An 18,905-nucleotide genomic window follows, 5' to 3' on the forward strand; every position below is an offset into this window, starting at 1 on the left:
GAGCGCCGGTCTACGCGGTTGCTGGGCGCGGTTTGCGGACGGGCGCGCGCTTGGGCTTCTCGGTTTCGCCGCTCGAGATGCCGCTGTCGACGGCGGCCCCGTCGATGGGTGCCTTCGGCGCGGGCATCGCGATGGGAGGCAGGTCGGAGACCGGCCGCTTGTCGCTGGAGAGCCACTGCGGGCGCGGCGGCAGCTTCTGCACGCCGGCGAAGATCTCCACCAGGGCGGTCTGGTCGAGCGTCTCGTGCTCGAGCAGTTTTGCGGCCAGGTCGTCGAGGATCGCGCGGTTGGCGTTGATCACCGTGTACGCCTCGTCGTGGGCGTTCTCGAGCAGCTGACGCACCTCGGTGTCCACCCGCTCGGCGAGCCGCTCGGAGTAGTCCCGCTGGTGGCCCATGTCGCGGCCGAACATCATCTCGCCGGAGGCCGATCCGAGCTTAAGCGGTCCGACATCGGAGCTCATGCCGAACTCGGTGACCATCTTGCGGGCCGTCGCGGTGGCCTTCTCGATGTCGTTCGATGCTCCGGTGGTGGGGTCGTGGAAGATGATCTCCTCGGCGACCCTGCCGCCCATGGCGTAGGCGAGCTGGTCGAGCAGTTCGTTGCGCGTCACCGAGTAACGATCCTCGAGCGGCATCACCATCGTGTACCCGAGGGCACGGCCGCGGGGCAGGATGGTGATCTTGGTGACCGGGTCGGTGTTGCGCATGGCCGTGGCCACCAAGGCGTGACCGCCCTCGTGGTACGCGGTGATCAGCTTCTCCTGGTCGCGCATCACCCGGGTGCGGCGCTGGGGTCCGGCCATGACCCGGTCGACGGCCTCGTCGAGCGCCCGGTTGTCGATCAGCTGGGCGTTGGAACGAGCGGTGAGCAGGGCGGCCTCGTTGAGCACGTTTGCCAGGTCGGCGCCGGTGAACCCGGGCGTCTTGCGGGCGAGCACCTCGAGGTCGACGCCGGCGGCCATCGGCTTGCCCTTTGAGTGCACCTCGAGGATGCGCTTGCGGCCGAGCATGTCTGGCGCGTCCACACCGATCTGCCGGTCGAAACGGCCGGGTCGCAGAAGTGCCGGGTCCAGGATGTCCGGTCGGTTGGTGGCCGCGATCAGGATGACGTTGGTCTTGACGTCGAAGCCGTCCATCTCCACCAGCAGCTGGTTGAGGGTCTGCTCGCGCTCGTCGTGGCCGCCGCCCATGCCGGCGCCGCGGTGCCGGCCGACGGCGTCGATCTCGTCGACGAAGATGATGGCCGGGGAGTTCTCCTTGGCCTGCTGGAACAGGTCGCGCACCCGGCTGGCGCCGACGCCGACGAACATTTCGACGAAGTCGGAACCTGAAATCGAGTAGAACGGCACCCCGGCCTCGCCGGCGACGGCGCGGGCCAGCAGGGTCTTACCGGTTCCGGGAGGGCCGTACAGCAGCACGCCCTTCGGGATCCGGGCGCCGACGGCCTGGAATTTGGCCGGTTCCTTGAGGAAGTCCTTGATCTCCTGCAGCTCTTCGATGGCTTCGTCGGCACCGGCGACGTCACTGAAGAAGACCTGCGGCGTCTCCTTGGAGACCAGTTTGGCCTTCGACTTGCCGAACTGCATGACCTTGTTGCCGCCACCTTGCATGCCGGAGAGCATCAGCCAGAAGAACGCACCGATCAGCAGCACCGGCAGGAGGATGCCGAGCAGCGACAGGAACCAGCTGGCCTGGGGCACCTCGTCGGTGAAGCCGTCCTTCGGGTCGGCGTTCGTGACGGCGGTGATGACCTCTTCACCGCGCGGAGCGACATAGTAGAACTGCACCTGTTCGCCGTAGGTCGAGTCGGCCTTGCTGAGGGTGAGGTCGACGCGCTGTTCGCCATCGACGATCTTCGCCTCAGCCACCTTGCCGTCTTTGAGGAAGTCCAACCCCTGCTGGGTTGAGATCTCGCGGAAGCCAGACATGGTGAGGAGGCTCGACCCTACCCAGACGGCGATAACCGCGAGAATGATGTAGAGGAGCGGACCGCGCAGAAGTTTCTTGACGTTCATGGTGGTCACAGGCTACCGCTCTCGTACTGGGCGAACACCGAGTGTTCGCCCAAAGGTGAACTTGATCAGTTGCAGTGGAGCGAACCTACTCGCCTGTGGAGTAAACGTGTGGTGCCAGGACGCCGACCGAGCGCAGGTTGCGGTATTTCTCGGCGTAATCCAGGCCGTAGCCGACGACGAATTGGTTGGGGATGTCGAAGCCCAGGTACTTGACGTCGATCTCGACGCGGGCGGCGTCCGGCTTCCGCAGCAGGGCGCAGATCTCCAGCGAGGCCGGCCCGCGGGACTTGAGATTGGCCATCAGCCAGGACAGCGTGAGGCCGGAGTCGATGATGTCCTCGACGATGAGCACGTGGCGGCCGTGCAGGTCGGTGTCGAGGTCCTTGAGGATGCGCACGACGCCGCTGGACTGGGTGCCCGAGCCGTACGACGAGACGGCCATCCAGTCCATGGTGACCGGGTGCACGAGTTCGCGGGCCAGGTCGGCCATCACCATGACGGCGCCCTTGAGCACGCCGACCAGGAGCAGGTCCTTGCCCGCGTAGTCCGCTTCGATCTGCCGCGACATCTCGGCCAGGCGAGCGCGAATCTCGGTCTCTTCGATCAGGATTTCGGTGAGGTCGCCGTCAATGTCACGAGGTTCCATGGGAGCGGAAGAGTCCTTTGTTCTGGGTGTGTCGAGGAGCTGAAAAAAGCAGCATCCCCCCCTGCCGTTCCACTCTAACGCCTGGCAGGTCAAGCGCACTCTGCCCGTGCCAGTGCGTGACGAGGCGTGCAACGGCCAGCGTGTGGCTCCGTTCGAGGGACACCCCGAACTCGCTGGCGGCCACCTGCCGGATGATGCGCTGGCGGAGGGCCGCCGGGTTGGCGGCCAACGCGGCGACCGGCAGGCCGACACCGGACTGAACCAATTCGCCGATTTCCCGGGCGATCCTTCCCGCCAGATCATCGAGGGCCTGGGCGTCTTCACGCAGGGTCTGGGCGGTACGGGCCAGCGCCAGGGCGATCCCGGGCCCGAGTTCGGTCTCCAGCACCGGCAGCACCCGGTCCCGCACCCGCACCCGCGCGTAGCGGGGGTCGTCGTTCTGCGGATCCGACCAGGCGGTCAGGCCGGCGTCGAGGCAGGCCTGCCGGGTCTGGGCGCGGCGGATGCCCAGCAGCGGCCGCCGGTACCATCCGCTGATCGCGGCCATGCCCTGCAGGCTGCTCGCCCCAGACCCGCGGGCCAGGCCGAGCAGCACGGTCTCGGCCTGGTCGTCCAGCGTATGGCCGAGCAGCACCGCGACGGCGCCTGTGGCCGCGACCGCAGCGTCGATCGCGGCGTAACGCGCGGTACGGGCGGCGGCTTCCGGTCCATCGCCGGTATCCGTGACGGTCACCGGAACGGTCAGCACCGGATCCAGGCCGAGCGACCTGGCCTGCCGGGCTGCCGCCGCGGCCGTCTCTGCCGAGCCGGCCTGCAGGCCGTGGTCGACGATCACGGCGCCGGCGCGGAGCCCCGCCCTGGGGGCTTCGAACGCGGTCGCAGCGGCCAGAGCCAGGGAATCCGCTCCCCCGCTCAGCCCCACCAGCACCAGGCCGGCTTCCGGCAGCGCGGCCTGCACGGCACGGCGCAGGTCGGCGATGGCCGGCGACAGACGCGGGCGGCGGGTGGACTCCATCCAGTAACGTTATCCGCAGACTTCGAATAAGGGAGATACCAGGCCATGGCCGAATACGACGCAGTCATTGAAATCCCACGCGGTAGCCGCAACAAGTACGAGGTGGACCACGAAACCGGTCGGGTCTACCTCGACCGGGTACTGTACACGAGCTTCGTGTATCCCACCGACTACGGGTTCTTCGAGAACACCCTGGGCCTGGACGGCGACCCCGTCGACGTTCTGGTGCTGCTCGACTTCCCGTTGTTCCCCGGCGTTGGCGTGTCCGTGCGCCCCGTCGGCGTGTTCAACATGACCGATGACGGCGGCTCAGACGCCAAGGTCATCGGTGTTCCGGCGGGCGACCCGCGCTGGGAGCACATCCAGGACGTCACCGACATCCCGGAGTACACCCGCAAGGAGATCGAGCACTTCTTCGAGCACTACAAGGACCTCGAACCTAACAAGTGGGTCAAGACCGAGGGCTGGGGAGACGCCGCAGAGGCCGACCAGATCGTGCGCGACGGACTCAAGAAGCTTGTCGACGAAGGTCACTGACCTGTAAGACTCAGCTCAAACGCCAGAAGCCGCTTCCCTGCCGGGGAGCGGCTTCTGCTGTTCTGCGGAGCTGAAAGTCAGGACGGCCGGCCGACGTACGGCGCGACCTGGCTGGGCGACCAGATACTGTGCACCCGGACCGGCTTGCCCACGTCCGGCGCCTCAAGGACCTGGCCGCCGCCGACGTAGATGGCCACGTGGTAGTAGTTGCCCGGTGATCCCCAGAAGACGAGGTCGCCGACCTGCACCTGCGAGAACGAGACGAGCCTGCCCTGGCCGGCCATGGTGTTGTACTGGTTGGTGGCCGAGTGCGTGCCGATGTAGATGCCCGCTGCGGCATATGCAGCCTTGGTGAGGCCCGAACAGTCCCAGACGTTGGGGCCCGAGCCGCCGAGTTGGTACGCGTCACCGAGCTGGGCCCTGGCAAAGCCGAGCGCGGTGTCGACGGCTGACGCGTTGGGCGCTGTCGGGGCTGTCGGGGCTGTGACGATGGGCGCCGGCGCGGTGCCACCGGTCGCCGGGGCGCTCCCTGAGCCACCGGTGGCAGGGGCGGCCGGGGCCGCGGGAGCGGCCGGTGCAGGGGCGGCCGGTGCGGCCGGCGCTGCGGGAGCGGCCTCGGCCGGCGGGTTGTTCTTCACGGCGGCGGCAGCGGCAGCCTGGGCCTTGACCAGCGCGGCGGCGGATGCGGCGGCGTTCAGGCCGGTCTGATATTCACGCTCCGCGTCGGCGGTGGAGTCCTTGAGCAGGGCCAGCTGTTCGTAGAGTTCGGCCGACTTCTTCAGCTCGACGTCCAGGGCTGCCTGGGCGCTCAGCGCGGCGTCGTTGGCCGACTCGTACTTCTCCTTGGACTCGGCGCTGAGACGCTTGCGTTCCGCGGTGGCGGCGGCGGCCTGGGCGATGAGCGATTCTGCGGTGTTCTTGTCCTGCACGGCCTGCCGGTAGATGGTCTCGGACTGCTCGCTGAGCTTGCTGGCCGTGCCGAGCTGGCTGAGCAGGTCGTCGGCCGTGTTGCCGTTGAGGAACAGGTTCAGGGAGAGGTCCCGGGCGCCGGTCTTGGCCAGGTGCGCGGCGATCAGGCCGGCCCGCATCTTGGATGTTTCCGCGGCTTTCTGCGCCACAGCGGACTGCTTGTCCAGGCTTTCCTCCCTGGCGGTGGCCGCGTCGAGGTCATCCTGGGTGACCCGGTAGGCCTCCGCGGCCATCTGTGAGCTCTGCGAGGCGTCGGCGGAGGACGTCTGCAACCCCTCGAGGAGGCCTGTGAGGTTCTGGATCTCCTTGGCCTTGGTCGATTCGCTCTCCTTGGCCTTGGCGACCTCATCCCAGCTGGGATAGTCCTCGTCGGCGAAGGCCGGTGCGGCGACGCCGGCCGCGACGGTGACCGAGCCGATCATGGCGGCCGACAACAACGCGGCCGAGGTGCGCCGTGAGCGGCGGGTAGGTGTGTGCTCAGCCAAGTGGGGCTCCCCTGTCGGACATAAACGGAACAGCGTTGATGCGGTTGCCGCCGCTGAACACCTCGAAGTGCAGGTGGCAGCCGGTGGAGGCTCCGGTGGTTCCGGAGCTGGCGATGTTCTGGCCGACCGAGACGTTCTGGCCGACGGAGACGAAGATGCCGCCGTCGCGGATGTGCGCGTAGCCGGTCTCGATGCCGTTGCCGTGGCTGATCTTCACGAAGTTCCCGTAGGTGCCGAAGCGGCCGGCGTAGACGACGGTTCCCGATGCGGCGGCGTAGATCGGGGCGCTGCAGCCGGTGCCGATGTCGGTGCCGTAGTGGTAGCCGCCGCTGCAGCCACCGCTGCCGCAGAGCACGGAGCGGGGACCGAAACCATCGGTGATGCGTCCACCGGCCGGAACACCCCAGCCCTGGCCGCCGACCTGGCCGCCGCTGAGTCCGGCCCCGGGCGATCCACCGCCGGACGAACCCGGGCTGGGCCTGGCGGCCGCGGCCCGCGCGGCTTCCGCCGCGACGGCGGCGAGGCGCGCCTTCTCGGCTTCGGCCGCGATCCGGGCCCGTTCGGCCACGCCGGCCTCGTAGCCTGCGGTGGTGGTCGCCTGGGCATCCTGCATGAACTGCAGTTGCTGTTGGAGGATCACGCTCTGCGCCTCGGAGTCGGCGAGGGCTCCCGCCGCCGCATCGGCGGCATCCTGGGCGGCGGCCATGGCGGCCTCGGCCGCGATACGCAGGGTCTCCCGCTCGGCCTGGGCGACGGCCGCTTGGTCTCCGAGGGCCTGGGCGGTGTTATTGGCGGTCTGGGCCTGCTCGTACACGTCCGTGCTGCGCTCGACGAGCTTGCTCATGCTGCCGAGTTTGGAGAGCAGTTCGTCGGCGCCTTCACCGCTTTTCTGCCCATCGATGAAGAGGTTGACGCTCAGGTCGGTGCCGCCGGTGCGATAGAGCTGGGCGGCGAGCTGGCCCGCCTGGGTGGTGGCGGCGTCGGCATCTGTTTTGCTGGTGTCGGCTTGGGTCTGCAGGTCGTTTGCGCGTCGAGAGGCATCGTCGAACTTTGCCTGGGCGGTTTCGAGTTCGGCTCCGCGAGCCTCGGCCTCGGCCTGGGTGCGTTCCACTTCGGTCTGCAGCCCGGCGATGAGGTTCTGGATCTCGGTGACCTGGGCGGAGGCGGCGGCGGTGTTGGACTTCGCGGCCTGCACATCTTCCCAGCTGGGATAGTCCACGGCGAGGGCGGGGCTGATCGGGCTGGCGAGGGACACCGCGAGGGTCACCGCGGCGGTGAAGCCGGTCACGCCCGTCGCCACCCGGCGGGCATTGACACGCTTAGGGGTGCGAAGCTCTGGGTCCGGCCGCAGCCTGTGCAGGCCGGCGCGAATTCCGCGGCTGATCGCACGTGCAGTGTGCTTCATAACTCCCCGATCGGGCTTGGTGCTTGTCACATTCGTCACTTTGGTAACTCTCGTCACAATAACAAACCCCGCTGAGTGGCCAGGGTATGGCTAAAACCTAGCCCTCCAGGTGCCAGGAACACGGCCCATTCGTGGGCGCGGTGTAAAGCGACACGCCGACGGCCAATTCCAGCCGATTCGGGTTCCGGCCCGGAATCACGCGGTAGATGGGCCCACGGAGCGATTCCGCGTGCACGGGCGGTTGCAGTCGATTTGAACTATCGATCGTCAAACACTTATGATTATGCGTCGGAAGTTGTCAGCTTCCGCTAGAAGTTCGGCCCCATCGTTTAGCGGCCTAGGACGGCGCCCTTTCACGGCGTTAACACGGGTTCGAATCCCGTTGGGGCTACGCATACTGTAGGTTGTACTCGGCAAGAAAAGTAGAAAAGCAAGACCTACACATCGCAGCACAGCATCAAGAAACACAGCATCAAAGTTTGGCCCTGTAGCGCAGTTGGTTAGCGCGCCGCCCTGTCACGGCGGAGGTCGCCGGTTCAAGTCCGGTCAGGGTCGCCAAGGCGACAGGCCCTTTCGGAAGAAGGGGCTTTTCGTCCTTTCGAAGGCATCTCTTGCAGCTGCCGTCGAGGCCCTGTAGCTCAGTTGGTAGAGCGTTCGACTGAAAATCGAAAGGTCACCGGATCGACGCCGGTCGGGGCCACTGAAATCCTCGTGAGGCTTCTACTTGCGGGGATTTCTTGCTGCCGCCGCTGCACTCGGCCGTGAACGGAACTTGCAACAGCAACTGTTACTGCGGTCTTCAACAGGCCCACAATGCACTCCTTGTCGTTGGCTTCGTCGCAGGGTCACTCAACATCATGTCGAGGTCCGTCAGGAGGAGTCAGTCGCATCAAGGGCAGCGATGAGGTCGCCGGCTGGTATCCCACCATTGGCGACGAGTCTCGCGCCGTCGCGCCGCCAGGTGTTCACCAGACCCAGGACCCACCGATTCTCGTAGATCACCACTACGGCCACACTTCCAGGCTGCATCGACGCCGCTACCTCGTCGACGTCTGTGTCGGCCGTGGTCGAGGCGATGCATCCGCTCGGGATGTCCGTCTACGCCCGGGTCTGCGGGTGGACCCTCGCCCGGGCACACGCCCGCTCTGGTGACCCCATCGCAATCAACGCCTACCTCGGCAAGAGCGACAAGTTCGACGATGCGGTCACCGACTTCTCCGGGCGCTACGCCGACCAGAACGACCGGGACTACGAGGCGTTCACCACGGCGGTGCGGTCCGGCCGCCTGCAGGCGATCGAGGGGGTCTGACCCAGATTCTTGCTGTCTATTTCGTTCGTTCGGCCAGATGCACGTCGACAATGTCACCGATCCGCTTTCCGACAGCATTTCGCAGTGCCGCGTTGAGGGAAAGGAAGTGGCCGCCCTGCCCGTCGGGCATCAGTGTCGCGGCGAACGGATGACCATCGATCGTTCCGTCCACCTTGATCGCGCGCCCCGTGCCGAAGAAGGTTTTCGAGCTGGGAACCGCCACCACTGTCCACGAGGCGGGCATCGCTGGATGGGCCAACGGGCTGGAAAAGTGGAGCTCAGGTCGCTGGGCGGTCATCGAGCTGTTCCTCGGCTGAATTCGGCGAGTGTGTCGGCCATGGCGTGGGACTCCCACTCGTGGTCGGCGCCGGGTACCCGCCCCCACTTCGCATCAGGAATGGCGGAGGCAATGGACTCTGCAGCGGGCACCATCACCTCGTCGTAGCTCTTCGTGCCCACCATCGCCAGCACCGGCACCTGGATGCCTGCGAACAACTGTGAGTGCGGTGCCGATTCCGCCCAGGCGAGCGAGTCGGCGTCAGGCTGCAGGCTGTCGGCCTGAGTAATCATTGCCGGGATCGATTTCACGATCTCGAGGATCTCGGGCGGCATATCGCGCATGTAGAGGTCGAGGGCTCGTTCCCGCTCTCCTGCGGCGAGCAGTTCGCGAAGGTCATTCGCCAGCTCCTTGGCACCGCTGTCCGGCGGGGCGAGAGGCGCCTCCCAGAGAGCGAGACCGGTCACGGAGATTCCCTTCGTCGCGGCCAACAGCGCGAGTGAACATCCGGATGAGTGCCCGCAGAGCAGAGCGCTGCCACCGGCCGCGTCTACCAGGGCAGAGATGGCAGCCAATTCGCGGTCGAGGGTGATCGGCCCGTGTGCGCGGCTGTCCCCACGGCCCAGTCGGTCGTAGACGATGGTCGTCAAACCCGTGTCGGCGAGGAGCTCCGCGGTCGAAGTGGTGACGGGGTCGATCTCGCGCCACGGACCGGCGCCGGCGACAAAGATCACCGATGGACCGGATCCGCGAAGATCGTAGGCGACACGGTCATGCAGGGCTGTTGTCACAAAGCTGGACATGGACATCCTCATTTCGAGTCAAACTAGACTGGACTGATCAGTTCCGTTGCATTCAAAACTAGACTCATTAGTCCAGAAACTCAAACCCCGAAATGTGAGGACGCCATGAGCCAATCTTTCGGATCGAGTTCGGCGCGCAAGCACCGTGCCATTCTCGAGGCCGCTGAAGCGCTGTTTCTCCGCGATGGCTATCTCGGCACCAGCATGGATGAGCTTGCAGAGCGATCCGGTGTGTCCAAGCAGACCGTGTACAAACACTTCGGAAGCAAAGAGGTCCTCTTCGTCGAGCTCGTCACCTCGATGACAGCGGGGGCCAGCAACAGTCTCGGCGAACTCGACAGCGTTCCGCACGACGCCGCCGAGCTCGCGCCCTACTTCATGCAATACGCCATGGACGAGATGCGCATCGTCATGACACCGAGGCTGCTCCGCCTGCGACGCCTGGTGATCGGAGAGGTCAGCCGCTTCCCCGAACTGGCGCAAGCCCTATTCGAAAACGGTCCCCAACGATCGATCCAATCATTGGCCATCGTCATCTCCACGCTTGTGCAGCGCGGACTCCTGACCGCACCGAGCCCAACGGCAGCAGCCACGACCCTGAATTGGCTGGTACTCGCCGCGCCGATCAATGAAGCCATGCTCCTGGGCGACGATGCCATCCCGACTATCGCCGCTATGAAGGCCCACGCAGCGGAGGCCACGCGGGTTTTTCTCACCGCCTACGCCGGCGATACCGGTCGCGACGATCGGCGCTGAGACCGACGAGGAAGACAGGTACCACGCACTGCCGGCCACAATGAGCCAACACGACGCCGCCGTTTAGCCTCGCGACTCATCTGACGGGCCAGAACCGATCCGTGTCCCCGAGAAAGTCCAGAGCGGAGCCAAGCCAGACCCGCCGAAAAATGCCTAGCGACCAGATTCAGGGACGATCGAACAGGCTGGCACTCCGCGGAAACCCCTGACAGTGTCGTACACGCACTCGAAAGGTCACCGCATCGACGCCAGCTTCCACCGTGCCCGCGAACCGTGAGCTAAGCACCTAAAAATCGCCGAATGTGGTGCTTTTCTCACAGTTCGCGCAGGTATGCGACGATGTGGGCATGAAACGCTCCGCTTCCGCGCATCTCGAGCTTGAAGCCCTCGGGTCCGCCGAGTTGGTTCTGTCCGTCGCCGTCGCCGCGGATGCCAACGCAACAGAGCGGCTCTCCGTCGTTCAGGACGGCCTCGAGCTGGCCTACCGTCAGACCCTGGACCAACACGGCACCAGGCTGCAGCTGATCTCCGTGCAGCCAGGCCGGGTCACCATCGACTACACGGTCGAGGTGTCGGGCGAAGTCGAACCGCCCGAGGTGTCCGACATCGATATCGTGCGGTACCTGAGGCCCAGCCGCTACTGCGAATCCGACCACCTGTGGCCCACCGCCCAGGCGGAGTTCCGCGGCCTCACCGGCACCGACCTGCTCCACGCGATCACGACCTGGGTGGGCCGGCACCTCAGCTACGTTCCCGGGGCCAGCCTGCCGACGGATGGCGCGGTGCGCACGCTGCTGTCCAGGCAGGGCGTCTGCCGTGACTACGCGCACCTTGTCATCGCGTTCCTGCGGGCGCACGATGTGCCCGCCCGCCTGGTCTCGGTGTACGCTCCCGGGCTGTCGCCGATGGACTTCCACGCCGTGGCCGAGGCGTATCTCGAGGGCGCCTGGCACGTGGTGGACGCGACCGGCCTCGCTCCGCGGCAATCGCTGATGCGCATTGCCACCGGCCGGGACGCGGCCGACACCGCCTTCCTCTCCTCTGCGGGGGCCGCCGTCCTGCTGCATGTACTCAGGGTCACGGCCGTCGCCGATGAGCTTCCGCGCGACGACATCAGCCGGCTCGCCCGGCTCGCCTAGCCGTTTGCCCGCGGATCTCGCCGAGTGACGTCAATCCGGGCATACTGAGGGCGACCAGATGCATTGACCCTGTCTGAAAGACCATTCGGGACGGCACTCATGACCCAGAAGACCGACCAGATCGCAGCTACCGCCGACGTGGACCCGCGCGCCGTCATCGGGACGGACGTCACCATCTGGCACCTTGCTCAGGTGCGGGAGGATGCGCAGCTGGGGTCAGGGTCGATACTCGGCCGTGGTGCCTACATCGGCCCCGGTGTGATTCTCGGCGCGAACTGCAAGGTGCAGAACTACGCGCTGCTCTACGAGCCGGCCGTGCTGGGCGACGGCGTATTCATCGGACCGGCCGTCGTCTTCACCAACGACGTGTTCCCCCGCGCCGTGAACGTCGACGGCAGCCGCAAGAGCGCCGCAGACTGGGAAGCCGTCGGGGTGACCGTGGGAGACGGCGCATCGATCGGCGCCCGCGCCGTCTGCGTTGCTCCGGTTCGGATCGGTCGGTGGGCCCTGGTCGCCGCCGGCGCGGTGGTGACCAGGGATGTCCCAGATCACGCCATTGTGGTGGGCGTGCCCGCCCGGCAGGTCGGCTGGGTCGGCCCCGCGGGAATCCCCCTGGTCACAGCCGGCGAGAACCTGTACACCTGCCCGGCAGCCGGGGACACCTATCGCGAAGTGGACGGCGCGCTCGCGATCGTCCCCACGGAGCGCTGACCATGCGCCGCCGACTCGTCGTCGCGATCTCGGTCGCTGCCGTCGTCCTGGTCATGACCGGGGCACTGGTCATCCAGCAGTCCAGCACCTCGACCGTTCCTGCGGCCACGTCAGAGGCCGGCGGAGGAACCCCTGCATCGTCTACCCCCGACGCGGACTCCCCCACGCCCAGCCCGACGACCGTCCTGCCCGGGTCGTCATCGACGGCCCGGCCCGGAGAATCCACCGAAGCGCGCGCGACCGAGCCGGACGCACCGGCCGGCCCCGCGCCGGCGGCGCCGGTGCCGGTGCCGGCCCTGGTGACGCTGCCGCTGCCCGACTCGTCCAGCGCGGTCGGTTCGGTGGTGAACGGGTTCCCGGATCGAGTTCTTCCCGCGGCGCCGCAGTCCTCGATCGCCTCCAGCTCGGTCGCGGCCGAGGGCTCCCGGCTGCAGGCCGCCCTGGCTGCCCAGACGCCCCTCGCCGCCCAGGAGGTGTTGGACTTCTACAGCACCACTCTCGCGGAGCTCGGTTTGGTCGGCGCCCCGGTCCCGGCGCCCGAGGGTTCATCCGCGCTCGTCTTCAGGCGCGGAGTGAACACCGTGACGCTCACCGCCACCCCCGTCGCCGCAGGCTCCGAGTACACGGTGTTCGGCATCTTCTCCGCGGAAAGCTGACCCGTTAACGCGCTCGACACCACCCCCGATCTGGGGTCAGGCACTCCGGGCCGCCCGCGCTAGAGTCACGAAACGCCGCGGATGTCCTGCGGAGCTCCTGTCCGATGCAACACCTGTAATCCGAAAATGCAGGCGATGACACGTGAAAAGCCGAATCCCCCTCGTCAGAACCTCCTCAGTTCCACCGACCCGCCGTTGTGCACGTTGACGGCAGCGGACTAGGAAGCCATGTATTTCTCCCTCTCTGCCCGTCGCGGTGGCGTCACGTCGCCGCCGAAATCAGCGACCACGGTGTCGGCCGTCGTCGTCAGCCTCGGTGTGGTGCGCATGCTCACCGACATCTCGTCGGAGTCCGTCGCGGCGCTCCTCGTGCGCGGCGTGGTCTCCCGGCGGCCGGCACTATGACCACCCGACGCCGAGTCTGGCTGGTGGCCATCATCGGCATCGTTCTGCTGTCCGGTGCCGCCGGGTACGGGGTCGTGGCGTGGGCTGAGCACCGGTCCCGCGCGTCCGCCCCGAGTGAGGTGGAGTCCGTGATCACGGACACCCGGCCGGCCGGAGCACGGGTGGTCTTCCGCAATACCGCGCTCGGGGCCGGGTACGGCCTCGTCGCCTCCGTTCCCCTGTCCGACCCCACAGCGGCCCGCATCGTGACCGATCTGGCCTGCGACCGGGTCTACGCCACCGCCGCCCTGCAATCGTGCCTGCACATCGACCGGGGCGTGGTCACAACGTTCACTGGAACCCTGAGCGACGCCGCCGGCCGGGAAACCCGCTCCTGGCCCCTGGCCGGGGTACCCAGCCGCACTCGTATCTCGGCCGACTCCACCCTGGTCGCCGCCACCTCATTCGTAACCGGTGAGTCGTACGGCACCGTCGAATTCTCCACAATGACGACGATCTCCCACACCGACGGCAGCCAGGACTACGGCAACCTCGAGGACTTCGCGCTCTTTGTCGACGACGTGCAGATCACCGCTGCCGACCGGAATGTCTGGGGAATCACGTTCGGTGACGACGGCAATACGTTCTACGCGACGGCCGCCTCCAACAATCAGACCTGGCTGGTGCGCGGTGATCTCACCGCCCGCACGCTCACGGCCATCAGGGACGGCGCCGAGTGCCCGTCGCTGTCACCCGACGGCGGGCGGATCGCCTATAAGAAAGAGGTCTCCGCCACAGTCACGCCGCGGTGGACGATTGCCGTACTGGACCTCGCGACAGGCGCCGAGACGCTGCTGTCCGAGAAACGCAACGTCGACGACCAGGTGGTCTGGCTGGACGACGACACCATCCTGTACGGGCTCGGCCGGGACGACACGGTCGGTGACAGCGACGTCTGGGCGGTGTCCGCTGACGGTGATGCCGAACCCGAGCTGTTCCTGGCCCACGCGTGGTCTCCGTCCGTGGTCCGATAACACTCGGGACTCGGGCAAGCCTTCGCCGCACCGCTGCCGGATCACCCCCCTAAGGGGCGACAGCGGCCGTCACCGAATGGGGATATCGTCAGCGACCAGGAGATGACAATACGTCACCTCCCGTCGTGTTGCCCTTTTCGCACCTGTAACCCGAACAGCAGGGAATTGATTGTGACTGCGTCCTCGCGTGCCCGTAACCACCCCCGGCGTGGCCTTTCGTCGTCCGCCAGGGCACTGTCGTGCGTTATCGGTTCGGATGTCGGTCAATGACCTTCCGCGAAATCCTGTTCGCAATGCTTCGGCGCTGGTACATCCCGGTCGTCGTCCTCGCCTGCGCAGCCCTGGCCACAGCGGTGTTGGCGAGCGATGGCGGCACCTACTCCACCAAGACCGTGGTGACGTTTGTGCGTCCCGCCACCACGGGCCTGTCACCGAGCAATGGCAACACCGATCCGAGCGTCATCGCCTTCGCAGGGGCCGTGGTCCAGGAGATCAACGATGGCCGACCTCCCTCGCGATATTCGACGAGTGACGCGCCGTATTACGGTGCCGGGGTCCGCCAAGGTGTCCTCGTCGAGTTGGCCAACTCCGGCAGCCAGTGGGTGTCGACTTTCAGCAGGTCCGACGTGGAGTTGCGGATCGTGGGGCGCTCGGCCGAGTGGGTCGAGTCACAGCAGGAAGACCTGGTCGACAGGGTCCTGGCCATCGCAGACGCCAAGCAGGCCGTGCTGGCCATCCCGTCCGAAGACAGGATCAGAGCGATCGTCGATCCCCTCACGATGCGGATCGAATACGTCTCACCATCTCGACGCGGTCAAGCCGCCGCTGTCGCCGCGATGCTCACCGTCGCCCTGATCGTCAGCGCCTGGGGTTCGGTCACGCTCGATCGCAGACTTTCGCGCCACCGTGCAGCACCCCACACGCGAGTCGAATTTTCGTCCCGTCGCATCTTGGAAGGAACGCCCTCATGAATTTCGTCGACACCCTCCGCGGACTCTGGAGACGTTGGTACGTGGTCCTTCCGGGGATCCTGATCGCGGCATCACTCGCCTTTGGTGCGTGGACCCTGATCCCCCCTGGTTACGAACGCTCCTCGACGCAACTCCTCATACCCGGCGCCGCCAGCATGCCGGAAGGGGCAAACCCTTATCTCTTCCTCGGCGGGCTGGCGCCTGCGGCTGACGTACTCGTGCGTGCGGTCGGCGCAGAAAACGTCGTGAACGAAGTCACCGCCGGTCACGAGGGCGTTGAGATTGAGATCACCCGTGACACGAGCACGGCAGGCCCGGTGATCGTCATCGTCGTGACTGCGGCTAGCGATGCCGCCGCCGAGGAGGTACTGGGTCGCCTCGTCGAACGGACTGACACGGTACTCACCGATCTCCAGGAAACCGAGAACATCGCCGTGAAGAATCAGGTTTCCGTCCTGCCCATCACGATTGACAGCCAGAGCTTCCTCCAACAGCGCAGTCGGTTCATCGTGAGCGGCGCCGTAGGCCTCGCCGGCCTGGCGCTCACACTGCTCCTTGCCGGCCTCATCGATGGGCTCAGCCAGCAACGCAAGCGGCGCGGCGAGCTTGCGGAGGACTCCGAGGAGATTGTCGATCTGTCGCCGGTTCCACCCGCTGCCGATGCCGTGACGCCGAAGCGCCGTGCGCCGAAGCCTTTCGTGCCGTCCCGGGCATTCGACGAGGCAAACGACGACGACGCAGAAGCCTCGGTACCGTCTCCCGTCCACAGCGCGCGGTGAGCGTGTCCAGCGCGCACGCGTCGACACGAAACCTGCTGGCACCTGGTGCCGACGGCATGCGACGAAGTGGCGATGCTGTCACGATGCTCACGGTGTACCTGGTGTTGCTCCTGGCGATACCCTCCGGGGTCGTCATCACTGCGCTCGGTGCACTCGGCCGCCCCTCCCTGATCTGGGGTCTCGTCCTACTGGTCTGGTGGGCTGTCGTGCGGCTACAGGCACGAAACGTGGTCGCCGGGCCGGTGTCCCAACCCGTGCGATTCACCTTCGTAGTTTTGTTCATGCTCATCCTGGTGAGTTACGCCGCCGCCATGCTGCGCGGCCAGCCGGAAGACCAGGTGAGCCCCGCCCTCGTAGCGGTGATCCGGGTTCTGTCCTGGGCGGGCGTGCTGCTGGTCGCTGTCGACGGCATCCGCACGATGACCGATCTGGCCACCATGGTGCGACGCATTGGAATCGGCGCCGGATTGCTTGCGACACTCGGGCTCCTGCAATTCTTGACTGGCCAAGCATTCGTCGACTTTTTCGGGACCGTTCCCGGCCTGAGCATGGCGGGAGGAATCCAAGAACGTGCCGGCGTGATCCGGTCGACGGCAACCGCGATCCATCCGCTCGAGTACGCGACCGCAATCAACACAGCCCTTCCGCTGGTCATCGCCGCGGCGATCACGCGCGGATTCCGGTCCGATCGGTCCCATGGCGGGCTCTGGTGGTGGCTGCCGGTCGGGCTTATCACGGTCTCGTCCTTGGTCGCCGTCTCCCGGTCGGCCATCATCGGCTTCGCGGTGGCGGTGATCTCGATGATTCCGGCCGTTCCCATTCGGTACCGCGGCATTGTCATCGCCGCCGGCGCCGTTTTTTCTGCGGCGATCTTCGCGTTCCTTCCTGGTCTGCTCTCGACCACTCTCGCATTGTTCTCCGGCATGGCATCGGATCCGAGTACGCAGTCCCGGACGACGGGGCTGCAGCGCATCCCGGAGTTCATGTCCACCTCTCCCCTGATCGGATCCGGCTTCGGCATCTTCCTGCCCAGGTACTACATCTTCGACAACCAGTGGGTGCTTATCGCGATCGAGGTTGGCGCGCTGGGTGTCCTGGCATTCGCCACGTTCTTCTGCGCCGGAATCTGGAGCGCCCGTCGGGCACGCCTTTCGGCAACCCGCGACATGCGGCTGCTCGGTCATGCCCTGGCCGCGTCGCTGTTCAATATCGCCGTTCTCTTCGCCTTCTTCGATGGGCTCTCGTTCCCAATCGCCGGCGGCGTGCTGTTCCTCGTTGCCGGGCTCTGCGGGAGCGTCCGCACCATCATCGATTCGGATCCGACCTCGACACCGGTGGTGACGTCTGGACGGACACGACGTGCCGTCCCCGATAAGCGAAAGGAAACCCATGCCGAGCATCGTGATCGCCGCGCACAATGAGGAGAACGTGATCGGTCAGAACCTCGAGGCGCTGCTCGCCGAGCGCGCGAGTGACCCCAGCGAGGTCATCGTCAGCGCCAACGGCTGCACCGACCACACGGTCGAACTGTCGACACGTCCTGGCGTCATCGTGATTGATCGCCAGGAACGAGGCAAGACCGCCGCCCTGAACGCAGCCGACCGGGTGGCAACTGCATTTCCCCGGATCTATCTTGATGCCGACATCATGGTGCCTCCCGGCGGCATCGCCGCACTGGTCGCACGCCTCGCGGAGACCCCCCTTGCCCTCGCCGTGGTGCCTCGGCGGCGCATCGACACGGCGGGACGCCCGTGGCCTGTGCGCGCGTATTTTTCCATTAACGAGAGGTTGCCGGTGTTCCGGAACGGATTGTTCGGGCGGGGGTTGATCGCTCTCTCGGAGGAGGGCCGAGCCCGGTTCGACGCCTTCCCTGCCTTGATCGCTGATGACCTGTTCCTCGATTCACAGTTCACCGACGCCGAGAAGACCGAGGTGAGCAGCGTCGAGGTCGTGGTCGCCGCGCCGTTCACGACCCGCGCCCTGGTTCGACGCCTGGTGCGGGTGCGGCGCGGCAACACCGAGATGCGTGCGGCGGCCGAGGAAGGACGGGTCGATGCGCAGGTGCGCTCGGGCGACCGGTGGGGCTGGTTGCGTGACGTGGTACTGCCCCACCCCCGATTGCTGCCCGCTGCGCTTCCCTATCTATTGATCACGCTTCTTGCCGGCGTTCTCGCTCGACGCAGAGTGAGGCAGGGACAGGGATGGGGTCGCGATGAGAGCACAAGGGGCACACCCAGGTCAGCAGACAATGGGGCGTCGGCATGATCATCAACCTGTGCTTCCACGGCATCGGCACCATCGAACGCGAACGGGAGCCCGGTGAATCGCGTTACTGGGTGACCGAGGACAACTTTCTCCGAATCCTTGACGAGGTCACTGAGCACCCGCACGCGCGGCTCAGTTTCGACGACGGCAATCGGTCTGACGTGGTGGCTGCTCTTCCGGCGCTCCTGGAACGGGGCTTGTGCGCATCGTTCTTCGCCCTCGCCGGGCGCCTGGACGATGCCGCGAGCCTCTCACCGCCTGATCTCCGGGAGCTCCGCACCGCGGGCATGACGATCGGTAGCCACGGCTGGACGCACGTCCCGTGGCGAGGACTCGGCGACGACGACGCCCACCGGGAACTGATCGATGCTCGCAGCCTTCTCGCCGAGGCCAGCGCCGGAGCCATCCAGGATGCCGCCCTCCCCCTCGGCCGGTACGACCGGGGACTCCTCGGGCGGCTCGAGCAGGCCGGGTATCGAACGGTGTACACGAGTGATCGATTCCCGGCACGGTCCGACTCCTGGATTCAGGCTCGGTACAGCGTGAGCGCCAGTGACACCGTTGACTCGATCCGCTCGATCCTGGCGGGGCGCCCGGGGGTGCGGGATGCACGCAACGTCCTGGCCAGCGCGGTCAAGCGGTTGCGCTGAGCGCCGGCAGACCGCCACGGCGTCTGCGAACTGACCGGGGCGGGCGATCGACGGCGCATAACAGGAAGACCTCCGGCATCGGCACGAGTCTGCTGAC

21 protein-coding genes and 3 tRNA genes are annotated in these 18,905 nt (G+C 66.5%); 16 read left to right on the forward strand and 8 right to left on the reverse strand.

Annotated features, from left to right (window positions below):
* Positions 1-10: 10 nt before the first annotated feature.
* The 3 genes from ftsH to tilS all read right to left on the reverse strand — a co-directional run bounded on the left by ftsH (position 11) and on the right by tilS (position 3,678).
* Positions 11-2,017 carry an ATP-dependent zinc metalloprotease FtsH gene (gene ftsH / locus BJQ95_RS16740; RefSeq protein WP_130177303.1) on the reverse strand — a complete coding sequence of 669 codons (2,007 nt, stop codon included), beginning with the start codon at positions 2,015-2,017 and terminating at the stop codon, positions 11-13.
* Between the two features lie 85 nt (positions 2,018-2,102).
* Complete coding sequence (gene hpt / locus BJQ95_RS16745) at positions 2,103-2,663, reverse strand: hypoxanthine phosphoribosyltransferase (RefSeq protein ID WP_088457319.1); 561 nt, start codon at positions 2,661-2,663, stop codon at positions 2,103-2,105.
* Positions 2,650-3,678: a tRNA lysidine(34) synthetase TilS gene (gene tilS, locus BJQ95_RS16750; protein WP_130177302.1), complete on the reverse strand. Its 1,029-nt coding sequence runs from the start codon at positions 3,676-3,678 to the stop codon at positions 2,650-2,652. The genes hpt and tilS overlap by 14 nt, the downstream gene beginning before the upstream one ends.
* 45 nt (positions 3,679-3,723) lie before the next feature.
* Here tilS and BJQ95_RS16755 point away from each other — a divergent pair, with 45 nt between their 5' ends.
* Positions 3,724-4,215, forward strand: coding sequence for an inorganic diphosphatase (locus tag BJQ95_RS16755; protein ID WP_130177301.1), 492 nt, complete (start codon positions 3,724-3,726; stop codon positions 4,213-4,215).
* A gap of 77 nt (positions 4,216-4,292) precedes the next feature.
* On the opposite strand, the gene BJQ95_RS16760 is transcribed toward BJQ95_RS16755, so the two are convergent.
* Both BJQ95_RS16760 and BJQ95_RS16765 read right to left on the reverse strand, forming a co-directional pair.
* A complete protein-coding gene (locus BJQ95_RS16760; protein ID WP_240694694.1) occupies positions 4,293-5,669 on the reverse strand; it encodes an NlpC/P60 family protein in 1,377 nt (458 codons plus the stop codon).
* The gene (locus tag BJQ95_RS16765; protein WP_130177300.1) at positions 5,662-7,074 is read right to left on the reverse strand and encodes a peptidoglycan DD-metalloendopeptidase family protein; all 1,413 of its coding nucleotides are present in this window, start codon (positions 7,072-7,074) and stop codon (positions 5,662-5,664) included. The genes BJQ95_RS16760 and BJQ95_RS16765 overlap by 8 nt, the downstream gene beginning before the upstream one ends.
* Positions 7,075-7,392: 318 nt before the next feature.
* Between BJQ95_RS16765 and BJQ95_RS16770 the strand changes: the two genes are divergently transcribed.
* The 3 genes from BJQ95_RS16770 (at position 7,393) to BJQ95_RS16780 (ending at position 7,774) form a co-directional block, all read left to right on the forward strand.
* Positions 7,393-7,465, forward strand: a tRNA-Glu gene (locus BJQ95_RS16770).
* A gap of 90 nt (positions 7,466-7,555) precedes the next feature.
* A tRNA-Asp gene (locus BJQ95_RS16775) sits at positions 7,556-7,632 on the forward strand.
* Between the two features lie 69 nt (positions 7,633-7,701).
* Positions 7,702-7,774: transfer RNA gene (locus tag BJQ95_RS16780), tRNA-Phe, on the forward strand.
* 170 nt (positions 7,775-7,944) lie between these two features.
* Here the strand turns inward: BJQ95_RS16780 and BJQ95_RS16785 are convergent.
* The gene (locus BJQ95_RS16785; protein WP_165384904.1) at positions 7,945-8,088 is read right to left on the reverse strand and encodes a hypothetical protein; all 144 of its coding nucleotides are present in this window, start codon (positions 8,086-8,088) and stop codon (positions 7,945-7,947) included.
* 40 nt (positions 8,089-8,128) lie between these two features.
* Between BJQ95_RS16785 and BJQ95_RS16790 the strand changes: the two genes are divergently transcribed.
* The gene (locus BJQ95_RS16790; protein WP_256041433.1) at positions 8,129-8,383 is read left to right on the forward strand and encodes a DUF2252 family protein; all 255 of its coding nucleotides are present in this window, start codon (positions 8,129-8,131) and stop codon (positions 8,381-8,383) included.
* 16 nt (positions 8,384-8,399) lie between these two features.
* Here BJQ95_RS16790 and BJQ95_RS16795 read toward each other — a convergent pair whose 3' ends face one another.
* Positions 8,400-8,681 carry a DUF1905 domain-containing protein gene (locus tag BJQ95_RS16795; RefSeq protein ID WP_130177299.1) on the reverse strand — a complete coding sequence of 94 codons (282 nt, stop codon included), beginning with the start codon at positions 8,679-8,681 and terminating at the stop codon, positions 8,400-8,402.
* Positions 8,678-9,463, reverse strand: coding sequence for an alpha/beta fold hydrolase (locus tag BJQ95_RS16800; RefSeq protein ID WP_130177298.1), 786 nt, complete (start codon positions 9,461-9,463; stop codon positions 8,678-8,680). Before BJQ95_RS16800 ends, BJQ95_RS16795 begins: the two co-directional genes overlap by 4 nt.
* Positions 9,464-9,568: 105 nt before the next feature.
* Between BJQ95_RS16800 and BJQ95_RS16805 the strand changes: the two genes are divergently transcribed.
* From BJQ95_RS16805 to BJQ95_RS16855, 11 genes are all read left to right on the forward strand, one after another.
* On the forward strand, positions 9,569-10,219 hold the full coding sequence (locus tag BJQ95_RS16805; protein ID WP_130177297.1) for a TetR/AcrR family transcriptional regulator: 651 nt from the start codon (positions 9,569-9,571) through the stop codon (positions 10,217-10,219).
* Between the two features lie 347 nt (positions 10,220-10,566).
* On the forward strand, positions 10,567-11,358 hold the full coding sequence (locus BJQ95_RS16810) for a transglutaminase family protein (RefSeq protein WP_130177296.1): 792 nt from the start codon (positions 10,567-10,569) through the stop codon (positions 11,356-11,358).
* A gap of 99 nt (positions 11,359-11,457) precedes the next feature.
* Positions 11,458-12,069: an acyltransferase gene (locus BJQ95_RS16815; RefSeq protein WP_130177295.1), complete on the forward strand. Its 612-nt coding sequence runs from the start codon at positions 11,458-11,460 to the stop codon at positions 12,067-12,069.
* Positions 12,070-12,071: 2 nt separating this feature from the next.
* Positions 12,072-12,725, forward strand: coding sequence for a hypothetical protein (locus BJQ95_RS16820; protein WP_130177294.1), 654 nt, complete (start codon positions 12,072-12,074; stop codon positions 12,723-12,725).
* A 228-nt stretch (positions 12,726-12,953) separates the two neighbouring features.
* Positions 12,954-13,130, forward strand: a complete 177-nt coding sequence (locus tag BJQ95_RS16825) for a hypothetical protein (RefSeq protein WP_165384903.1) — start codon at positions 12,954-12,956, stop codon at positions 13,128-13,130.
* Positions 13,127-14,143, forward strand: a complete 1,017-nt coding sequence (locus BJQ95_RS16830) for a hypothetical protein (RefSeq protein WP_130177293.1) — start codon at positions 13,127-13,129, stop codon at positions 14,141-14,143. Before BJQ95_RS16825 ends, BJQ95_RS16830 begins: the two co-directional genes overlap by 4 nt.
* Positions 14,144-14,409: 266 nt before the next feature.
* Entirely contained in the window at positions 14,410-15,114 is a 705-nt protein-coding gene (locus BJQ95_RS16835; protein ID WP_130177292.1) for a hypothetical protein, read from the forward strand.
* Positions 15,111-15,893 (forward strand): hypothetical protein, encoded by a 783-nt coding sequence (locus BJQ95_RS16840; RefSeq protein WP_130177291.1) that lies wholly within the window; start codon positions 15,111-15,113, stop codon positions 15,891-15,893. The genes BJQ95_RS16835 and BJQ95_RS16840 overlap by 4 nt, the downstream gene beginning before the upstream one ends.
* A 281-nt stretch (positions 15,894-16,174) precedes the next feature.
* Entirely contained in the window at positions 16,175-17,314 is a 1,140-nt protein-coding gene (locus tag BJQ95_RS16845) for an O-antigen ligase (protein ID WP_130177290.1), read from the forward strand.
* Positions 17,295-18,158, forward strand: a complete 864-nt coding sequence (locus tag BJQ95_RS16850; RefSeq protein ID WP_205750090.1) for a glycosyltransferase — start codon at positions 17,295-17,297, stop codon at positions 18,156-18,158. The genes BJQ95_RS16845 and BJQ95_RS16850 overlap by 20 nt, the downstream gene beginning before the upstream one ends.
* Positions 18,155-18,808 carry a polysaccharide deacetylase family protein gene (locus tag BJQ95_RS16855; RefSeq protein ID WP_130177288.1) on the forward strand — a complete coding sequence of 218 codons (654 nt, stop codon included), beginning with the start codon at positions 18,155-18,157 and terminating at the stop codon, positions 18,806-18,808. The genes BJQ95_RS16850 and BJQ95_RS16855 overlap by 4 nt, the downstream gene beginning before the upstream one ends.
* Positions 18,809-18,905 lie beyond the last annotated feature (97 nt).

Origin of the sequence: Cryobacterium sp. SO1 (genome assembly GCF_004210215.2) — a bacterium.
Lineage (GTDB): Bacteria > Actinomycetota > Actinomycetes > Actinomycetales > Microbacteriaceae > Cryobacterium.

What these genes read in the sequence shown, in the direction of transcription:
- ftsH (WP_130177303.1), bottom strand. Translation starts at nt 2,017, where the DNA reads ATGAACGTCAAGAAACTTCTGCGCGGTCCGCTCCTCTACATCATTCTC.
- hpt (WP_088457319.1), bottom strand. Translation starts at nt 2,663, where the DNA reads ATGGAACCTCGTGACATTGACGGCGACCTCACCGAAATCCTGATCGAA.
- tilS (WP_130177302.1), bottom strand. Translation starts at nt 3,678, where the DNA reads ATGGAGTCCACCCGCCGCCCGCGTCTGTCGCCGGCCATCGCCGACCTG.
- BJQ95_RS16755 (WP_130177301.1), top strand. Translation starts at nt 3,724, where the DNA reads ATGGCCGAATACGACGCAGTCATTGAAATCCCACGCGGTAGCCGCAAC.
- BJQ95_RS16765 (WP_130177300.1), bottom strand. Translation starts at nt 7,074, where the DNA reads ATGAAGCACACTGCACGTGCGATCAGCCGCGGAATTCGCGCCGGCCTG.
- BJQ95_RS16795 (WP_130177299.1), bottom strand. Translation starts at nt 8,681, where the DNA reads ATGACCGCCCAGCGACCTGAGCTCCACTTTTCCAGCCCGTTGGCCCAT.
- BJQ95_RS16800 (WP_130177298.1), bottom strand. Translation starts at nt 9,463, where the DNA reads ATGTCCAGCTTTGTGACAACAGCCCTGCATGACCGTGTCGCCTACGAT.
- BJQ95_RS16805 (WP_130177297.1), top strand. Translation starts at nt 9,569, where the DNA reads ATGAGCCAATCTTTCGGATCGAGTTCGGCGCGCAAGCACCGTGCCATT.
- BJQ95_RS16810 (WP_130177296.1), top strand. Translation starts at nt 10,567, where the DNA reads ATGAAACGCTCCGCTTCCGCGCATCTCGAGCTTGAAGCCCTCGGGTCC.
- BJQ95_RS16815 (WP_130177295.1), top strand. Translation starts at nt 11,458, where the DNA reads ATGACCCAGAAGACCGACCAGATCGCAGCTACCGCCGACGTGGACCCG.
- BJQ95_RS16820 (WP_130177294.1), top strand. Translation starts at nt 12,072, where the DNA reads ATGCGCCGCCGACTCGTCGTCGCGATCTCGGTCGCTGCCGTCGTCCTG.
- BJQ95_RS16825 (WP_165384903.1), top strand. Translation starts at nt 12,954, where the DNA reads ATGTATTTCTCCCTCTCTGCCCGTCGCGGTGGCGTCACGTCGCCGCCG.
- BJQ95_RS16830 (WP_130177293.1), top strand. Translation starts at nt 13,127, where the DNA reads ATGACCACCCGACGCCGAGTCTGGCTGGTGGCCATCATCGGCATCGTT.
- BJQ95_RS16835 (WP_130177292.1), top strand. Translation starts at nt 14,410, where the DNA reads ATGACCTTCCGCGAAATCCTGTTCGCAATGCTTCGGCGCTGGTACATC.
- BJQ95_RS16840 (WP_130177291.1), top strand. Translation starts at nt 15,111, where the DNA reads ATGAATTTCGTCGACACCCTCCGCGGACTCTGGAGACGTTGGTACGTG.
- BJQ95_RS16845 (WP_130177290.1), top strand. Translation starts at nt 16,175, where the DNA reads ATGCTCATCCTGGTGAGTTACGCCGCCGCCATGCTGCGCGGCCAGCCG.
- BJQ95_RS16855 (WP_130177288.1), top strand. Translation starts at nt 18,155, where the DNA reads ATGATCATCAACCTGTGCTTCCACGGCATCGGCACCATCGAACGCGAA.